Consider the following 16,704-nt stretch of genomic DNA (forward strand, 5'->3'; position numbering starts at 1 on the left):
CCCCCGGCGGGAAACCGCCGGGGGCCGGGTCGTGTCCGCCTCGATCTTCGCTTCCGGGAATCCGTCGGGGGCCGGATCGAGCCCGCCTTGATCTTCGCTTCCGGGAGCCCGCCAGTGACGTGAAGCGTCAGACATCTTGACCTTGCTCAGGACCGAGGCTTAGCGTTCCCGCGTTCGAGTCGGATTGAAACGATTCAACACCGAGAACGATCATCTGGGAGCGCTCATGCGGGAACCGGTCGAGCAGGTCGAGCAGGGTGAGCAGGGCGACGGAGTGTCACGGCGAGCGGTGCTCGCCGCAGGGGCGACGGCGGGCATCGCTGCCGGGATCGTGGCCGCCCTGGGATCCGGGACGGCCGCCGCGGCGACGCCGTCCGTCGCCGGGGCGTCCAGACCGGCCGCCGACTGGTTCGCCGCTCCCGCCCGTTCGGTGCGGCCCAAGTTCCGCTGGTGGTGGCCGGACGGTCTGGTGAACACCGACGAGATCGCCCGCGAGGTCGACCAGATCGCGGACGCGGGATTCGGCGGCGCGGAGATCGCCGCCGTCCATCACAGCATCAAGGACAAGTCGGTCCTGGACACCGCGCGGCACGGGTGGGGCAGCCGGCCGTGGCGCGACGGCGTCGAGGCCGCGCTGCGCCGGGCCGCGAGACGGGGCCTCACCATCGACCTCACGCTCGGCCCGAGCTGGCCCGTCGCGGTCCCCGGCGTCACCCCGGACGACGATGCGGCCGCCAAGGAACTCGTCCACGGCCGGGCCTCGTTGAGCGGCGGAGCCACCTTCCGGGGACCGGTGCCGCCCCCTGTGCACGCGCCCGCCGCCGGTGTGACCCGGCAGCGGCTCCTCGCCGTACAGGCCGCCCGCGTCGAACCCGCGTACTCCACGCGCAAGGAGACCGGACTCGACCCCGCCAGCGTCCTCGACCTCACCGCCACCGTCGGCGAGGACACCACCCTGACCTGGACGGCTCCCGACACCGGGGAGTGGGTGCTGATCTCCTACTGGACGCGCGGCAGCGGCCAGCAGCCCGAGTCCGGCCCGCACTCCGCGCCCGCCGCCTACGTCGTCGACCACCTCGACACGGCGGGCACCACGGCCGTCACCCGCTTCTGGGAGCAGCACGTGCTGACCCCCACCGTGCGGAGCCTGCTGAAGGCGGCGGGCGGCGCCTTCTTCGAGGACTCCGTGGAACTGGAGACGGACGGCCTGACCTGGACTCCGTCGCTGCCGGACGCCTTCGCCGAGCACACCGGCCGGCCTCTGCTGCCCTACCTGCCCGCCCTCGTACTGAGCGACAGCAACCAGGTGTTCGCCTTCGAGGCGCAGCTGACCCGGCAGATCAGACACGACTTCTGGGAGACCTTCTCGGAACTCTTCAACCGGCACCACGTGCGCGCGCTGCGGGACTGGGCGCACTCCCTCGGCATGACCCTGCGCGCCCAGCCCTACGGACTCCAGACCGACGCGATCGGGTCCGCTTCGATCCTCGACATCCCCGAGGGCGAATCCCTCGGCTTCAAGAACCTCGACGACTTCCGCTGTCTCGCGGGCGGCAGGGACATGGCGGGCCACACGGTGCTGTCCTGCGAGGCGGGCGCCTACAACGGCTCCGCGTACAGCACCACCTGGGATCGCTTCCTGCGCACCATGGGCGGCGCCTACGCGGCCGGTGTCAACCAGACCGTCGTCCACGGGTTCTCCTACGCCACCGCGCCCGGCGTGAGCTGGCCCGGTTTCGCCGCCTTCAGCCCCTACAACGGCGCCTCCGGGTACGGCGAGTCGTGGGGACCCCGGCAGCCCACCTGGCAGCACGTCGGGGACATCGCCGCCTACCTCGGCCGGGTGCACGGCGTACTCCAGTCCGGCACCGCCCGCGCCGACGTCGCCGTATTCCGGCAGACCGGCTACGCCGCCACCGGCATCGGCGCGTCCTGGTTCACCGCGACCGGCGTCCCGCTCGGCTGGACCCACCAGTTCCTCAGCGGTCCGCTGCTCGACCTGCCGAACGCCACCGTCTCAGGCGGCCGGCTCGCCCCGAACGGACCCGCCTACAAAGCCCTGTTCGTCGAGGGCGACTTCTTCTACTCCTCCACCCCCACCCTCGCCACGGCCGACGCCCGTCGCCTGCTGACACTCGCCGAGGCCGGGCTGCCGATCGTCCTGCTGGGCGCCTTCGACCAGCCGCTCACCCCGGGGGTCCCCGACGACGGCGAGGCCGAGCGGCTGCGGGCGCTGCTGGCCCGGCTGCTCGCTCTGCCCCACGTCACCCGGATCACCGACAAGGCCGCCGTGGGCGACGCCCTCGCCGGGCTCGGAGTCACCCCGGACGTACGCCACGCCACCCCCTCCACGCTCCTGAACGCACACCGCGTCACCCGCGACGCCGACTTCTACTACCTCTGCAACGGCAAGCACGCGGAGACGGTCAAACCGGCCGTGGCCGCGATCGACCACGAGGTGACGCTGCGCCACACCCGCCGCACACCGGGCGGGACGACGATCCCCTACCTGCTGGACCCCTGGACGGGGGAGGTCACGCGGATCGCCCGGTACACCGAGGCCGACGGCGTCGTCACCGTGCGGGTCGCCCTCCAGCCCGGCCAGGTGACGATCGTCGCCCTGGGACGTCCGGGACTCTTCGGCGACCGGAACGGGGCACGGCCGCACGTCCTCGACACGGACGCGTCCGAAGCCCTGTTCGACGGACGCTCGCTGACGGTCCGTTCGACGGAGGCCGGCACCCGCACGACCCGGCTGTCCTCGGGCCGCACGGTCACCACGACGATCCCGTCCGTGCCCGCCCCCATCACCCCGAGCCGCTGGCAGCTGGACGTCGACGACAGGTACCCCGGATCCACCCCGACCCGGACCGAACACGTACACCGCACGCTGACCCTCGACACGCTGCTGCCCTGGTCGGGGATCCCGGAACTGGCCGACTCCGCGGGCATCGGACGCTACCGGACGACGATCGACCTGCCGTCCGGATGGACCTCCGCGCACGGCGCCCACCTGGAACTCGGCCAGGTCTCCGACACCGCCCGCGTCACCGTCAACGGCACCGCCGCCCCGGTCGTCGACCGTCTCCACCCGGTCGTCGACGTCGGCCCCCTGCTCCGGCGCGGCCGCAACGTCATCGAGGTGGAGGTGGCGGTCCCCCTCGTCAACCGGCTCCGGGTCGTCCAGCCCGCGGTCTTCGGCGCCGTCGCCCGACAGGCCTTCGGTCTCGTGGGACCGGTACGACTCGTGCCGTACGGGCAGGCCACGGTCGGCTGAGGAACCGGGGCCGGGGCGCGACACCCGCCGGGCGTCGCCTTTTCGGACGCGTCCCGGCCGCCGGAACGACCACCGGCCCGGCCCCCGCACGTCGACGCATGGATCGTCCGGTTGCGGTTACTCCGTTGTCATGGCACGCACATCGAAATCCGACCACGACGACTCCACGGCGTCGACGGGTCGGGAGCCCACGGCGGGCCCGGACGAGCAGGTGGAACGGCGGGCGCCGGACGGTCCGGGACAGTTGCCGAAGCGCTCCTGGCCGGCCGTGCTCAAAGGGGTGCTGCGGGAGTTCAAGGACGACGAACTCACGGACCGGGCCGCGGCACTGACGTACTACGGGGTGCTGTCGATGTTCCCGGCGCTGCTGGTGCTGGTGTCGCTCCTGGGGCTGGCGGGGAAGTCGGCGACCGACGAGGTGCTGGACAACCTCCGCAAGGTGGCGCCGGGTTCGGCCCGCGACATCATCAGCGACGCCGTGCAGCAGTTGCAGGGCCGGGGCGGCGTCGGCTCGGTCATGGCCATCGCCGGTCTCGTGCTGGCGGTGTGGTCGGCGTCCGGCTACACCGCCGCCTTCATCCGCAGCGCCAACGCGGTGTATGACATGCCCGAGGGGCGGCCGGTGTGGAAGGTGCTGCCGCTACGCGTGGGGGTGACGGTGGTGCTTCTGGTGCTCGCGGTCGCCAGCGCGCTGATCGTGGTGTTCACCGGCGGTCTGGCCCGCCAGGCCGGCGCCGCGCTGGGTATCGGGGACACGGCGCTGACCGTGTGGTCCATCGCGAAGTGGCCGGTGCTGGTGGTCCTGGTCACGATCATGATCGCGCTGCTGTACTGGGCGACGCCGAACGTCCGGGGGCGCGGCTTGCGGTGGATCACGCCCGGGAGCGTGCTGGCGCTGGTGATCTGGCTGATCGCCTCCGCCGGCTTCGCCTTCTACGTGGCCAATTTCGGCTCGTACAACAAGACGTACGGCACGCTCGCCGGAGTGATCGTCTTCCTGGTGTGGCTGTGGATCAGCAACATCGCGATCCTGCTGGGCCTGGAGTTCGACGCCGAGCTGGCCCGGCAGCGGGCCGTCGCCGGCGGGCTGCCCGCGGACGAGGAGCCCTACGTCCAGCCCCGGGACACCCGGGCCTGGAGCGAGGACGACCGGCGCGGCGTGGAGTGACCACGCGCTCAGCGCACCGGGAAGCCGAAGGAGTACCCCTGCTCCCGTAGCCACGGCAGGACCTCGCGCAGGGCCGCCACGGTCTGTGAGCGGTCCCCGCCCGCGTCGTGGAAGAGGATCGTCGGGCCGTTCGACACCTCTTTCTCGACGGTGGCGACGATGGCGGCGGCGCCGGGCCGCTCGAAGTCCTTGGTGTCGACGTTCCAGCCCAGCGGCCGCATCCCGCGAGAGGCGGCGAGATCGCGGCTGTAGGGGGTGAAGGCGCCGCCCGGCGCCCGGTAGTACAGCGGGCGGACGCCCCCGGAGGCTTCGGTGATCATGCGTTCGGCGTCCAGGATCTGCTGCGACTGGTAGGCGTCGGGCTTGGTGTCCATCGTGGTGTCGTGCGAAACGGTGTGGTCGCACAGCCGGTGCCCGTCCGCCACCACGGCCTTGACCAGGTCCGGGTGGGCCTGGGCCTGCGTGCCCACCATGCAGAAGGTCGCCTTGACACCGTTCTCCCGCAGCACCTGCAGGACCTGCGGCGTCCAGTCGGGGTCCGGACCGTCGTCGATGGTGATGTTGACGCCGCGGGCGCCGTGGTCCGAGGCGTGGGCGATGTCCACCGACACCCGGCCGGGCGCGGAACCCGCGGCGGAGGGGCGCGCCGAGGCGCCCGCTCCCGCCTGCCCTCCGTCCACCGGTCCGGCCTGCGCGGTCCACACCGAGGTGACGGCGGCCATCGCCGTCACACCGACCGCCGCCGCGAGAACCCGGCCGTACCATCCCCGCCCGCCATGCCGCGCCATGTCTGCCCTGTTCGTGTCGTGTCGGTGGATCCCCTGCCCCGGCGACCCCCTGCAGCTGTCAGGACGGGAAAAGGGCGCGGCCGGATCCGCCTGTTACCGATCACGGACAATTTAGCGGAGGTTCCGGGACGCAAGAGCCCGCGAGCCCCCAACGGAAGTGCGTGCGAGGCCCGTTGCGGGCTCGTTGCTCACGGGCCCAGGGGGACGCACAGCAGGGCGGCGGGGCCCGGCGTGCTGCCGAACCGGGTGGTGAAGGCGATGCCCGCGGCGAACTCGTCGGCCGCGCACTGGCCCTTGTACTGGCCCTGGGCGAAGTCGCCGCCGGTGTCGACGGGCCGGTTGTCGGACCGGTCGAACCAGACGGTCCGTCCGGCCAGGCCCAGCGTGGTGCGGGCGGGCACGCACAGCGCGGCCGACACGCGTTCCCCGCGGCGGCTGTAGCCGATCAGGAACTGACCGGCGGGGCACTGGAGTTTGGTGTAGCCGCCGGCCCAGTCGCCCCCGGCGGGGACGTGGCGCTCGTCGGTGACGACCGACTGCGTGTCGCCCGGGGCCCGCAGGTCGCCGCCGGTCGTGTCGGTGCACAGACCCCGGCCGCCGGTGTGGCTGAGGCCGATCAGCCGGAGGCCGTCGGGGCAGGCGGCCTTGGACGCCCCCGCGTCCCAGTCCCCGCCGGCCCGTACCCGCCGGGACTGCACCGCGTCGCCGTGGTCGGTGGCCAGCATGCGCCGGACGGGCGTCGGCGGGACGGTCCCGGTGCGGGTCGCGGACGTCATGAGGTGGTCCCAGGCGGCGCCGCGCCAGTCGGCCTGGTCGAGGAGGCCGTACCGTCGCCCGGCGGTGTCGTAGCGCAGCAGCGCCCAGTCGTCGTGGCCCTCCCAGCCGACCAGGGGCCAGTAGGCGAAGTCGGCGTCGTGGTCGGCGAAGTAGTCGGTGAGGTTGCCGAACCAGGTGCGGGCGGCGGCGCCGGTCTCCTGGGCGCCGATGCCGAACTCGCTGATCCACACGGGGGCGGTGTAGTGCTGTCCCTCCGTGGTGACGAAGAAGGCCTGGTCGGTGAGGACCTGGGACAGCTGGTCGCGGGTCAGGTCCTGGTAGCGCGGGTCGTGGGTCTCGCCGATCCCGGTGGCGCCGCTGTGCCGGGGCCCGGTGTAGCCGTAGAAGTGGGCGGAGTAGACCAGCTTGTGCGCGTCCAGGAGGGTGTGCGAGAGCGTGCGGACGGGCGTGAGGGTGGGGCGCTCGTGCGGCAGCCCGTCCACGGGCAGACCGGTCCAGTTGATGCCCTCGACGACGATGAGGAGGTCGGGGTCGGCCTCGGTGAGGATGCGGTCGGCGGCGAGCTGGGCCGCCGCGTACCAGTCGTGGTCGTCGCCGAGGCCCCAGTTGGGGTCGTCCAGTACGTCACGGCGCACCTCGTTGTAGAGGTCCGCGCCCACGACACGGGAGTTGGCGGAGTAGCGGCGGGCCATGAGGACCCAGTCGTCCGTCCACTGTCGGGTGGAGCGACCGCTGTTCCAGCGTTCGTTGCCGTCCACGCCGCAGCACCAGCGGGTGGTGTTGGTGTGGTTGTTGAGGATGACGGCGAACCCGTCCTGGGTCAGGGCGGCCACGACGGCGTCGAAGATCTGAAGGGGTGTGCCGCCGCGCAGTTGCGGGTTGGCCGCGACCGCGGTGTCCGGCACCGGGGCCGTCGTGCGGATCATCTCGTTGGAGAACGGCAGCCGGATGCTGTTGATGCCGAGCCGGTGGAAGTCGGCGAGCAGCTGGGACAGCGGGGCGCGGTCCAGGCCCAGGGGGATGCCGGAGGAGTTCTGGCCGGCGTGGTGGTTGGCGGGATCGGCCGTGCTGCCGCTTCCCGACCACGAGCCCTGGGCGCCGTCCCAGTTGGCGGACTTCAGGCGGAAGCGGCGTCCTTGCGCGTCGACGATGTAGCGGCCCCGGGTGGACAGGGGCGGCTGCCAGTCCTCCGCCGCCGGGATCGCGGCCCCGGCGGCGGAAGCGGAGCCGAGGGTGCCCTGGGCGGCGGTCTGGGCGGTGTCCTGGGCGGCGGACGCGATCGGCGCCGGTGTCAGCAGCATGAGCGTCACAGCCACTGATGTCAGGTACTTGACAATTCTGAAGGTCTGCATCCGGTCCTCTGCGGGGCGCGGTGGGGGTGGCGAGCGGCGACCGACAGCCTACGAAATCCCGGCCGGGATGTCCCGAGGGCTGCATGGACCCACGCTCACGCCGGCGTGCCCGCGCCGCGCCCGGCGTTCGGCCTCGGGAGGCCGAACGCCGGGGATCGTCCGGGCGGCCGGCGTCACCAGGTGTGCGCGACGTCCACCACGAGGTGGTCGGCCAGGCGCAGCACCCGGAACGGCAGGTGCGCTCGCACGCCGAGCCCGAACTGCGTCACACCTTCGAAGCTCCCGGCGTACCGGGTGTCACGGAAGGTGCTGTACCCGGTGAGGTTCACGCCCGGCAGCGGCTGTGCCACCCGTCCCGGGTAGGTGGGCGTGCCGGTCTCAGGGTTGTAGGAGGGCGCGTTGACCCGCACCTCCAGGACGGCGCCGCCGCCGACGGCGATGGGGCGGCCCGAGCCGTCCTGGTAGAGCCGGTCGACGTACGCGACGGAGAAACCGAGTTCGGCGGCGCCCGCGCCCGGGACGTCGACGACGAACCGGTCGTAACAGTCGTGGCGGCCGGTCCTGACGTTGGTCAGCGGTGTCGCCGTGCCGGCCGAGTTCGTCTTGCCCAGGCTGCCCCAGCCGGTGGGGCAGACCGTGGCGGCCCGGGCGGCCGTGGCCGGGGCGGCGGTGGCCGGGACCGCGGCCACACCCAGTGTGGTGGCCAGCAGGGCGGCGGTGACCCAGAGGGTTCTGTTTCGCACCATGATCTCCCCCGAAGGACGTGTGTGGTGGTGTGTCGGATATAAACAGAGACAACCTGATTGCCCCGAAGGTTGCACTGTTCTCCGTCTCGATATGGCGTCGGTGCGCCCGGCCCGTCTCCCCGGGCGGGCGCGGTCGCGCCCCGGATCACCAGCCGGTCAGCAACAGGTGGTTGAGCAGCAGGGCCAGGGCGGCCTGGGCGGCCAGCCAGGCACGCGGGCGGGGGAGGAACGCGCAGGCCGGGAGGAGCCACATGGCGAAGGGGAGCCAGATGCGTTCCGTCTCGGCCTTGCTCATGCCGGACAGATCGGCGACGAGCAGGGCGAGCAGGGCGGCGGCCACCAGGAGGGCGAGGCGGGCGTCCGCGCCGGAGCGGTGCGGGTCGTCCGGTCGCGCGAGGCGCCGGCCACGGTGGCGGAGGCTGTGGCTGTGGCTGAGGAGCGTCGCGCCGGTCCGCCGTAGGCCGGCCGCCGTCGCCAAGCCTGTGATCAGGACCGTGCAGGCGAGGTTGGCCCACACCCAGTAGCCGTACGGACGAACACCGCCCGCGCCCTGGCGGTAGCGCGTGACCAGCAGCCGGTACGCCTCCCACCAGTCGAAACCGGCGAGAGTGAACGCCGTCGGCACGACGGCCGCCCCGGCGAGCAGAAGCACGAGCAGCTCGGGACGCTCCCGCACGCGCCCCCGGCCGAGCAGCAGCACCGCCGCGCCGATGAGCACGAAGAGCGTGAGGCCGTAGGAGAGGTAGCAGGTCAGGCCGAAGAGCAGCCCCGAGCCCAGCGCCCCGCTCCGGACCCGCCGTCCCGTGACCGCCAGGGCCAGCAGCGCAACGGACCACGCGGCGACCGCCGCGAAGTACGCGTCGGCCGACGTCCCCATCCACACCGCGGCCGGAGCCAGCGCCAGGAAGGGCGCCGCCCGCCGCGCGAGCCCCTCGCCGGCCAGCGCCCGCACCGCGACCAGCACGGCCACACAGGCCGTCGCGCCGACGACGACGCACCACATCCCGGCCCAGCCCCCGCCCCGCAGCCCGATCCGGTCGAGCAGGACGAAGGTCAGCGTGGCCGCCGGGGGATGACCGGCCACGTGCGCGGGCCAGTTGTCGGGGGACTCCAGCAGGATGTGCCCGGTGAAGTCGCGCAGGGTCGCCGGGATGTCGTGGAAGCGGTCGACGACCTGGAGGTACTCATGGCGGCTGGTGAGCCGGCCGGCGACGCCCCGCTGCCAGTCGTCGATCAGGGCGAGGGAGAGGATCCAGGCCGTGGCCGTGCCCCAGGCCGCCCCGAGCAGGGCCCGCCAGGGCAGGCGGGCGGCCAGGGCGGGACCGTATCCCACGGTCGCGGCCGCCAGCACGACGGCCGCCGGCGTGCCCGGCCCCATATGAGGGCCCCAACTGCCCAGCAGCGGCGGCCAGTCGACCCGAAGAGTGTGATGGGTGTGCTGGATGTGGCGGCCGATCAGCACGGCCGCCGTCACGAGCAGGACGGCGGCGCCCGCCGCGTACAGGTCACGGCGGAGATGGCGGCTGAGGTCGCGGGTGGGGCCACCGGAGCGCGGGGCTCGCGGCTCGGCGGAGCGCAGGGTGCGGGTCACAAGGGCACGCTAGGCCGAGCGGGGGTCCGCGGACGGCCGTCCGGGCCGGACGTCAGCGTTTCGTCATGGGTCGCGCACCCTTTCCCGGGGGTGCCGCGGCCTACGGTCGGGGCATGCGAGACGACTCACGGCTCCCCACCTCTCCCGGCTTCTGGCGCAGCCCGCTGCGCGGCCCCTGGTTCACCTCGGTGCTCGGCCTGGTGCTGCTCCTCGGCATCACCGCGCTGTTCTTGACGGGCCTGGTCTCGTACGCCGCCTACAACCCGGACCTGTCGCCGGTGAACGACAAGACCCCGGACAAGGGGATCCTCGGCTTCTACCTCTTCGCCTGGCCGACCGACCCCCACTGGCTGTACCGGGTCAACCAGGGAATCCATGTCACCCTCGGCATCACCCTGATCCCCGTCCTGCTGGCCAAACTGTGGTCGGTGGTGCCGAAGCTGTTCACGTTGCCGCCGGCCCGCTCGATCGCCCACGCGCTCGAGCGGATCTCCCTGCTGTTGCTGGTCGGGGGCGCGCTGTTCGAGTTCACCACCGGTGTCCTCAACGTCCAGCTCGACTACGTCTTCCCCGGCTCCTTCTACCCCCTGCACTTCTACGGCGCGTGGGTCTTCTTCGCCGCGTTCGTCGCCCACGCCGTCCTGAAGACCCCGTCGGCCGTGCGTAACCTGCGCCGCCTGCGGGAGGAGGGGGAGCCGGTCGCGTCGCGGGGGCCGGCGGCCGGGCAGGAGCTGGTCTCGCCGCGGCCGGACGCCCCGACCGTCTCCCGGCGCGGAGCGCTGTGGTTCGTCGGCGGCGGCTCGCTGCTGCTGTTCGTCACGACGGCCGGACAGAGCTTCGACGGGCTACTGCGACGCACCGCCCTGCTCGCGCCGCACGGCGGAGCCGATCCGGGGAGCGGCCCGAACGGCTTCCAGATCAACAAGACGGCCGCGTACGCCGGGATCGACACGGCGGAGACGGACGAGGACGCCTGGCGCCTCGTCGTCACGGGACGCACCGGCACCCTCCGGCTCAGCCGCGCCCAGCTCCGTGAACTCCCGCTGCACAGCTCGGCGTTGCCCATCGCATGCGTCGAGGGCTGGTCGACCTCGGACCAGTGGTGGCGGGGCGTCCGGCTACGGGACCTGGCCGCGCTCGTCGGCTACGACGGCGACCCGCCGGACGTGTTCGTCGAGTCCCTCCAGCGGCACGGCGCCTTCCGCCACGCGGCCCTGCGCGCCAACCAGGTCGCCGACCCACGCTCCCTGCTCGCCCTGTACGTCAACGGCGAGCCCCTGACCCCCGACCACGGCTACCCGGCGCGCGTCATCGTGCCCGCCGCGCCCGGCGTGCTCAACACCAAGTGGGTAACCCGGATGACGTTCGGAGAGACACGATGACGCCCGTGCGACGACGGCCGGTGATCGGCAGTCCCTTCCAGATCCTTCTGCTCGCCTGCTCGTTCGCGCTCGCCGCCTACGCGGGCGTACGACTCCTCGCCGACGACTGGTTCGGCGTGGCGCTGTGGTGGGTGGGGGCGGCGCTGCTGCACGACCTCGTGCTGCTGCCCCTGTACGCCGTGGCCGACCGGGCTGTCGTCCAGGGGCTCGGCGCGACCGGCCATCGGCGGTGGACGATGTACGTCCGGGTACCGGCCGCGCTCTCCGGGCTGCTGCTGCTCGTGTGGTTCCCGCTGATCAGTGGGATGGTCGACCTCCGTTACCGGTCGGCCACCGGCCGCTCGGCGGACGGGTTCCTCGCCCACTGGCTGCTGATCACCGCGGTGCTCTTCGGCGGCTCGGCGCTGCTGCTCGCGCTGCGACTGCGCAGGGCGACGAAGCAGCGGCCGCCGGCCGTCCACTGACCGGCCGTCCGCCAGTCCTCGCGGCCCGCGTGGCGCAGCAGACCCGGCGTACCGAGCCGCGCCCAGGGGAACGCGCGGCCGGTGCCGCGCGCCCCGGGTCGGTCGACGACCTCGACCTCGGCCCGCTCGTCCACGTCCACCGGAGCGGTCTCGGCGATCAGCAGGCCGCCCGGGACGAGCAGAGCGGCCGCCCGGCGCAGCAGGGCGAGCGGGTCGCCGCCGATGCCGACATTGCCGTCGATGAGCAGCACGGTCCCCCAGCGCCCCTCGCCCGGCAACAGGTCGAAGACCGACCGCCGCAGCGCCTGTCCGCCCAGCTCCAGGGTGTGGGCGACGGCCGCCTCGCTGACGTCGATGCCCAGCACGGTCCGGCCGCGCGCGGCGAGTTCGGCCACCAGCCGGCCGGGGCCGCAGCCCACGTCCAGCACGGCTCCCTCGCACCGGTCCAGGATCGCCAGATCGGCCGGGTCGGCGCGGGAGCACCACCGCTCCACCTCCAGCGGCAGCAGCCAGCCGTCGGCGCGACGCAGGAACAGCGGGCCCCGGCCGGTGCGCAGGGCGGCGCTGTATGGGTCGGCGGCGGCCCAGTCGGTGGCCACCCCGGCGACACGCGCCACCCCGGCGACATCCCCCACTCCAGCCACCTCAGCCACTCCAGCCACTCCAGCGACTTCCGCGACTCCCACGGCATCCGCCAGGCCGCCGTCGACGGGGCCGACGGGGCCGGCCCCGTCGAGGTCGTACGCGGTGCTCATCGGCTCACCGCCGCCGTGCACTCGGCGAGGCGGGCGGCGAACCGGCCGTGCGGGGCCAGCGCGGCGACGGCCGCCGCGTCCGGGGCGGTGTCCACGTCCCGCAGACACGGCAGGTCGCGCACCCGCAGCCCCGCGTCGACGAGCCGCGCCCGCTGCACGGCTCCTGTCCGGGGCGTCGACATGGGCACGCCCCGCAGCAGACCGGGATCGGGCTTCGCGAGCCCCAGGGCCCAGAAGCCGCCGTCCAGCGCAGGGCCGAAGTACGCGTCGCAGCCGTCGAAATCGGCGGTCAGCAGCTCCGGCGTCACCTGCGGAGTGTCCATCCCGATGAGGAGGACCGGCCCGTCGCACCGGGCGAAGGCGTCGGCGAGCCGTTCGTCGAGTCCGCCCGCGCACTGCGGCACGACGTCGAACCCGGGCGGCAGCCAGGGCCCGGGGGCGCCGTCCAGCACCAGGACGCGGCGGGTCGCGGGCGTGTCCGCCACCGCCCGCAGGGTGTCGGACAGGGCCGCCTCCGCGAGCGCGGCCGCCTCCTGCGGGCTGAACGGCGGGGTGAGCCGGGTCTTCACCCGACCCGGCAGCGGCTCCTTGGCGATGACGAGCAGCGTGGTCACCGTGCGACCCCTTCGCGCGCCGGGACGCCGCCCAGGACGCGGCTCATGTCCCGGACCGCCTGCCAGGTGCCACGCCAGGTGCCCGTCACCTTCGAGACGCCCGTGCGGGGCAGGTAGGGAACGTCGTGCTCGGTGATCCGCCAGTCCGCGTCCGCCGCGCGCACCACCATCTCCAGCGGGTAGCCGCTGCGCCGGTCGGTGAGACCGAGGTCGAGCAGCGCCTCACGGCGGGCGGCCCGCAGTGGGCCGAGGTCGTGCAGGCGCAGCCCGGTGCGGCGGCGCAGCAGCCGGGCGAGCGCGAGGTTGCCGGCCCGGGCGTGCGCGGGCCACGCGCCCCGGCCCAGCGGCCGTCGGCGGCCGAGCACCAGGTCCGCCGTGCCGGCGCGGACCTCGTGGACGAACGGCACGAGCAGCGCCGGGTCGAGGGAGGCGTCGCAGTCGCAGAAGCAGACGACGTCGGCGGTGGCCGCGGTCAGTCCGGCGTGGCAGGCGGCGCCGAAGCCCCGGCGGGGCTCGTGGACGACTCTCGCGCCGAGCGCGCGGGCGATCTCCGCCGAGCCGTCGGTGGAGCCGTTGTCGACGACGATGGCCCGCCAGCCGCTCGGAACGCGGGCGAGCACCCAGGGGAGTGCCTCGGCCTCGTTGAGACAGGGGAGCACGACATCTACTTCTACGTCCGTGGTCACGGTCCTCACCCTACGAACGCGAATGGGGCAAACCGGTCTTCGGCACCTTACGAAACGCGGACGTCCGGGCGCCGGGGCGCCCGACACGCGGCACGGACCGGGGCGCGGTGCGAGGCTGGGCGCATGCAGCAGCACGAACCCCCACCCCCTCCGCCGGGATCGGCCCGGGTCCTGGTCGTGGACGACGACCCCACCGTCTCGGAGGTCGTCGCCGGATATCTGGACCGGGCCGGCTATGTCGTCGACCGGGCCGACGACGGCCCGACCGCGCTGACCCGGGCCGCCGCGCACTGGCCCGACCTGGTGGTGCTGGACCTGATGCTGCCCGGCATGGACGGTCTCGAGGTGTGCCGCCGGATGCGCGGGCACGGTCCCGTGCCGGTCATCATGCTGACCGCGCGCGGCGACGAGGACGACCGCATCCTCGGCCTGGAGGTCGGCGCCGACGACTACGTCACCAAGCCCTTCAGCCCCCGCGAACTCGTGCTGCGGGTCGAGTCGGTGCTGCGCCGCAGCCGGCCCGCCACCGGTGCGCGGGTGCTGACCGCGGCCGGCCTGACCCTCGATCCCGGCGCCCGCCGCGCCAGCAAGGACGGCGTCGAACTCGCCCTCACCCTGCGCGAGTTCGACCTGCTCGCGTTCCTCCTGCGGCATCCCGGGCGGGCGTTCGGCCGGGAGGACCTGATGCACGAGGTGTGGGGCTGGGAGTTCGGCGACCTGTCCACCGTGACCGTCCATGTGCGCCGGCTGCGCGGCAAGGTCGAGGACGACCCCGCCCGGCCGCAGCTGATCCGGACGGTGTGGGGTGTGGGCTACCGCTTCGAACCCGGACCCGACCGACCCGACCGAGAGGGGGGGTGACCGTGCGCGACACCCTGCTGATCGCCCTGTTCGCCTTCCTCGGCGCCCTGCTCGCCGGGCTGCTCGGCGCGGGCGCGCTGTGGCTGCTGCGCCGCCGTTCGCTCACCGCGTCGCTCACCGTGGTGGCCGCCGTCGCCGTGACCGCGATGCTGGCGGGCACGCTGGCCGTGGCGCAGGCGATGTTCCTGTCCGGGCACGACCTGAGCGTCGTGACGACGGTCGTGGCGATGGCCGCCGTGGTCTCGCTGGCCACCGCCCATCTCCTCGGCCGCTGGATGGTCGCCCGCAGCCGTGAACTCACCCGTGCCGCCCGCTCGTTCGGCGACGGCGGGGCCTTCACCGCCCCCGACGGCCCGACCACCGCCGAACTGGACGCGCTGAGCCGTGAGCTGGCGGCGACCAGCGGGAAGCTCGCCGAGTCCCGGGACCGCGAGCGCGCGCTGGAGGCGTCCAGACGCGAACTCGTCGCCTGGATCTCGCACGACCTGCGCACTCCGCTGGCCGGACTGCGCGCGATGTCGGAGGCGCTGGAGGACGGCGTCGCGGCCGACCCCGCCCGCTATCTGCGCCAGATCCGCACCGAGGTGGAGCGGCTCAACGACATGGTGGGCGACCTGTTCGAGCTCTCCCGCATCCACGCCGGGGCGCTCGCCCTCTCCACCTCCCGCATGTCCGTGTACGACCTGGTCGGCGACGCACTCGCCGGCGCCGACCCGCTCGCCCGCGAACACGGCGTACGGCTCGTCGGCGGCCGTGTCGAGCCCCTTCCCGTCGAGGTGGACGGCAAGGAGATGAGCCGCGTGCTGGGCAATCTGCTCGTCAACGCCATCCGCCGCACGCCCGCCGACGGCACGGTCGCCGTCGCCGCCGAACGCTCGCCCGCCGGGGTCGTCGTCTCCGTCACCGACGGCTGCGGCGGCATCCCCGAGGAGGATCTGCCACGGGTCTTCGACACCGGGTGGCGCGGCACGCACGCCCGGACGCCGCCGGCCGGGGCGGGGCTGGGCCTCGCCATCGTGCGGGGGATCGTGGAGGCCCACCAGGGGTGGGCGACGGTACGCAACATCCCGGGCGGCTGCCGTTTCGAGGTGACCCTCCCGACGGCCCCCTGAGGGCCACCGGCCCCCGCCCCGGCCGCTCCCGCCCCGGCTGCTCACCCCGGCCGCTCACTCCCCGCGAAGTTCCCGCCCCGGCTGCTCACTCCCCGCGCAGTCCGGCGCGCGCGAACTCCCGCATCCCCTCCTGGAACCCGACCTGGGGCTTCCAGCCCAGCTCGGCCCGCAGCCGGGCGGAGTCCGCCGTGATGTGGCGGACGTCGCCCAGCCGGTACTCGCCGGTGACGACCGGCCGGGGCCCGCCGTACGCGGCGGCCAGCGTCTCCGCCATCTCGCCCACCGTGTGCGGCTCCCCGCTGCCGGTGTTGTACGACGTCAGCGCGCCCTTCGGCGTGTCGGCGTCCAGCGCGGCCAGGTTGGCGGCGGCCACGTCCCGCACCTGCACGAAGTCCCGTCGCTGCCGCCCGTCCTCGAAGACGCGCGGGGCCTCGCCCCGGGCCAGCGCGGAGCGGAAGAAGGAGGCGACTCCGGCGTACGGGGTGTCACGGGGCATCCGGGGCCCGTACACGTTGTGGTAGCGCAGCGACACCGCCGTCCCGCCCGTAGACCTGGCCCAGGCGGCGGCCAGGTGCTCCTGGGCCAGCTTGGTCGTGGCGTACACGTTGCGCGGGTCGGCGGGGGCGTCCTCGGCGACGAGCCCGGGGGCGAGAGGCCGGCCGCACTGCGGGCACGGCGGCTCGAACCGTCCCGCGTCCAGATCGGCGACGGCCCGCGGCCGCGGCCGCACCACCCCGTGCTCCTGGCATGCGTAACGCCCTTCCCCGTACACGACCATCGACCCGGCCAGCACCAGCCGCCCGACGCCCGCCCCGGCCATGGCGGCGAGCAGGACGGCCGTGCCCAGGTCGTTGCGGGAGACGTATTCCGCCGCGTCGGCGACCCCGTCGCCGAGCCCGACCATCGCCGCCTGGTGACAGACGGCGTCGACGCCGTCGAGGGCGCGGGCGACCGCCACGGGGTCGCGCACGTCGGCGGCGGGATCCTGCCGGACGTCGTACACGAGCGCCTCGTGCCCGCGCGCACGCAGGGCGTCGACGACATGGGACCCGATGAACCCGGCACCGCCGGTGACCAGTACACGCATACGGCCACGCTAGGGCCGCGGCCGCGTCGCGCCGCGTGACCCGC

13 protein-coding genes are annotated in these 16,704 nt (G+C 73.8%); 5 read left to right on the top strand and 8 right to left on the bottom strand.

Going from position 1 to position 16,704, the window contains the following annotated elements; genetic code table 11:
- Window positions 1–226 precede the first annotated feature (226 nt).
- Together ACIRPU_RS36290 and ACIRPU_RS36295 are read left to right on the top strand one after the other, a co-directional pair.
- Window positions 227–3,277 (top strand): glycosyl hydrolase, encoded by a 3,051-nt coding sequence (locus tag ACIRPU_RS36290; protein ID WP_403875047.1) that lies wholly within the window; start codon window positions 227–229, stop codon window positions 3,275–3,277.
- Window positions 3,278–3,407: 130 nt separating this feature from the next.
- Window positions 3,408–4,445, top strand: coding sequence for a YihY/virulence factor BrkB family protein (locus ACIRPU_RS36295; RefSeq protein WP_403875049.1), 1,038 nt, complete (start codon window positions 3,408–3,410; stop codon window positions 4,443–4,445).
- A gap of 8 nt (window positions 4,446–4,453) precedes the next feature.
- On the opposite strand, the gene ACIRPU_RS36300 is transcribed toward ACIRPU_RS36295, so the two are convergent.
- The 4 genes from ACIRPU_RS36300 to ACIRPU_RS36315 form a co-directional block, all read right to left on the bottom strand.
- On the bottom strand, window positions 4,454–5,233 hold the full coding sequence (locus ACIRPU_RS36300; protein ID WP_403875051.1) for a polysaccharide deacetylase family protein: 780 nt from the start codon (window positions 5,231–5,233) through the stop codon (window positions 4,454–4,456).
- A 188-nt stretch (window positions 5,234–5,421) separates the two neighbouring features.
- Entirely contained in the window at window positions 5,422–7,362 is a 1,941-nt protein-coding gene (locus tag ACIRPU_RS36305; protein ID WP_403875053.1) for a glycoside hydrolase family 5 protein, read from the bottom strand.
- Window positions 7,363–7,535: 173 nt separating this feature from the next.
- On the bottom strand, window positions 7,536–8,108 hold the full coding sequence (locus ACIRPU_RS36310; protein WP_403875054.1) for a hypothetical protein: 573 nt from the start codon (window positions 8,106–8,108) through the stop codon (window positions 7,536–7,538).
- Window positions 8,109–8,253: 145 nt separating this feature from the next.
- Window positions 8,254–9,699 (bottom strand): hypothetical protein, encoded by a 1,446-nt coding sequence (locus ACIRPU_RS36315; protein WP_403875056.1) that lies wholly within the window; start codon window positions 9,697–9,699, stop codon window positions 8,254–8,256.
- 113 nt (window positions 9,700–9,812) lie between these two features.
- Between ACIRPU_RS36315 and ACIRPU_RS36320 the strand changes: the two genes are divergently transcribed.
- Complete coding sequence (locus ACIRPU_RS36320; protein ID WP_403875058.1) at window positions 9,813–11,081, top strand: molybdopterin-dependent oxidoreductase; 1,269 nt, start codon at window positions 9,813–9,815, stop codon at window positions 11,079–11,081.
- A gap of 319 nt (window positions 11,082–11,400) precedes the next feature.
- On the opposite strand, the gene ACIRPU_RS36325 is transcribed toward ACIRPU_RS36320, so the two are convergent.
- Genes ACIRPU_RS36325 through ACIRPU_RS36335 form a run of 3 tightly spaced genes read right to left on the bottom strand, consistent with a single transcriptional unit; the run spans window position 11,401 to window position 13,609 of the window.
- The gene (locus ACIRPU_RS36325) at window positions 11,401–12,300 is read right to left on the bottom strand and encodes a class I SAM-dependent methyltransferase (RefSeq protein WP_403875060.1); all 900 of its coding nucleotides are present in this window, start codon (window positions 12,298–12,300) and stop codon (window positions 11,401–11,403) included.
- Complete coding sequence (locus tag ACIRPU_RS36330; protein ID WP_403875062.1) at window positions 12,297–12,914, bottom strand: DUF2064 domain-containing protein; 618 nt, start codon at window positions 12,912–12,914, stop codon at window positions 12,297–12,299. The genes ACIRPU_RS36325 and ACIRPU_RS36330 overlap by 4 nt, the downstream gene beginning before the upstream one ends.
- The gene (locus ACIRPU_RS36335; RefSeq protein WP_403875064.1) at window positions 12,911–13,609 is read right to left on the bottom strand and encodes a glycosyltransferase family 2 protein; all 699 of its coding nucleotides are present in this window, start codon (window positions 13,607–13,609) and stop codon (window positions 12,911–12,913) included. The genes ACIRPU_RS36330 and ACIRPU_RS36335 overlap by 4 nt, the downstream gene beginning before the upstream one ends.
- A gap of 114 nt (window positions 13,610–13,723) precedes the next feature.
- Between ACIRPU_RS36335 and ACIRPU_RS36340 the strand changes: the two genes are divergently transcribed.
- The gene (locus tag ACIRPU_RS36340) at window positions 13,724–14,461 is read left to right on the top strand and encodes a response regulator transcription factor (RefSeq protein WP_403875066.1); all 738 of its coding nucleotides are present in this window, start codon (window positions 13,724–13,726) and stop codon (window positions 14,459–14,461) included.
- A 2-nt stretch (window positions 14,462–14,463) separates the two neighbouring features.
- On the top strand, window positions 14,464–15,573 hold the full coding sequence (locus ACIRPU_RS36345) for a sensor histidine kinase (protein ID WP_384118789.1): 1,110 nt from the start codon (window positions 14,464–14,466) through the stop codon (window positions 15,571–15,573).
- A gap of 85 nt (window positions 15,574–15,658) precedes the next feature.
- Here the strand turns inward: ACIRPU_RS36345 and ACIRPU_RS36350 are convergent, their stop codons facing one another.
- On the bottom strand, window positions 15,659–16,660 hold the full coding sequence (locus tag ACIRPU_RS36350) for an NAD-dependent epimerase/dehydratase family protein (RefSeq protein ID WP_403875068.1): 1,002 nt from the start codon (window positions 16,658–16,660) through the stop codon (window positions 15,659–15,661).
- Window positions 16,661–16,704: the final 44 nt, after the last annotated feature.

The organism is Streptomyces sp. NPDC102259 (assembly GCF_044766465.1).
Lineage (GTDB): Bacteria > Actinomycetota > Actinomycetes > Streptomycetales > Streptomycetaceae > Streptomyces.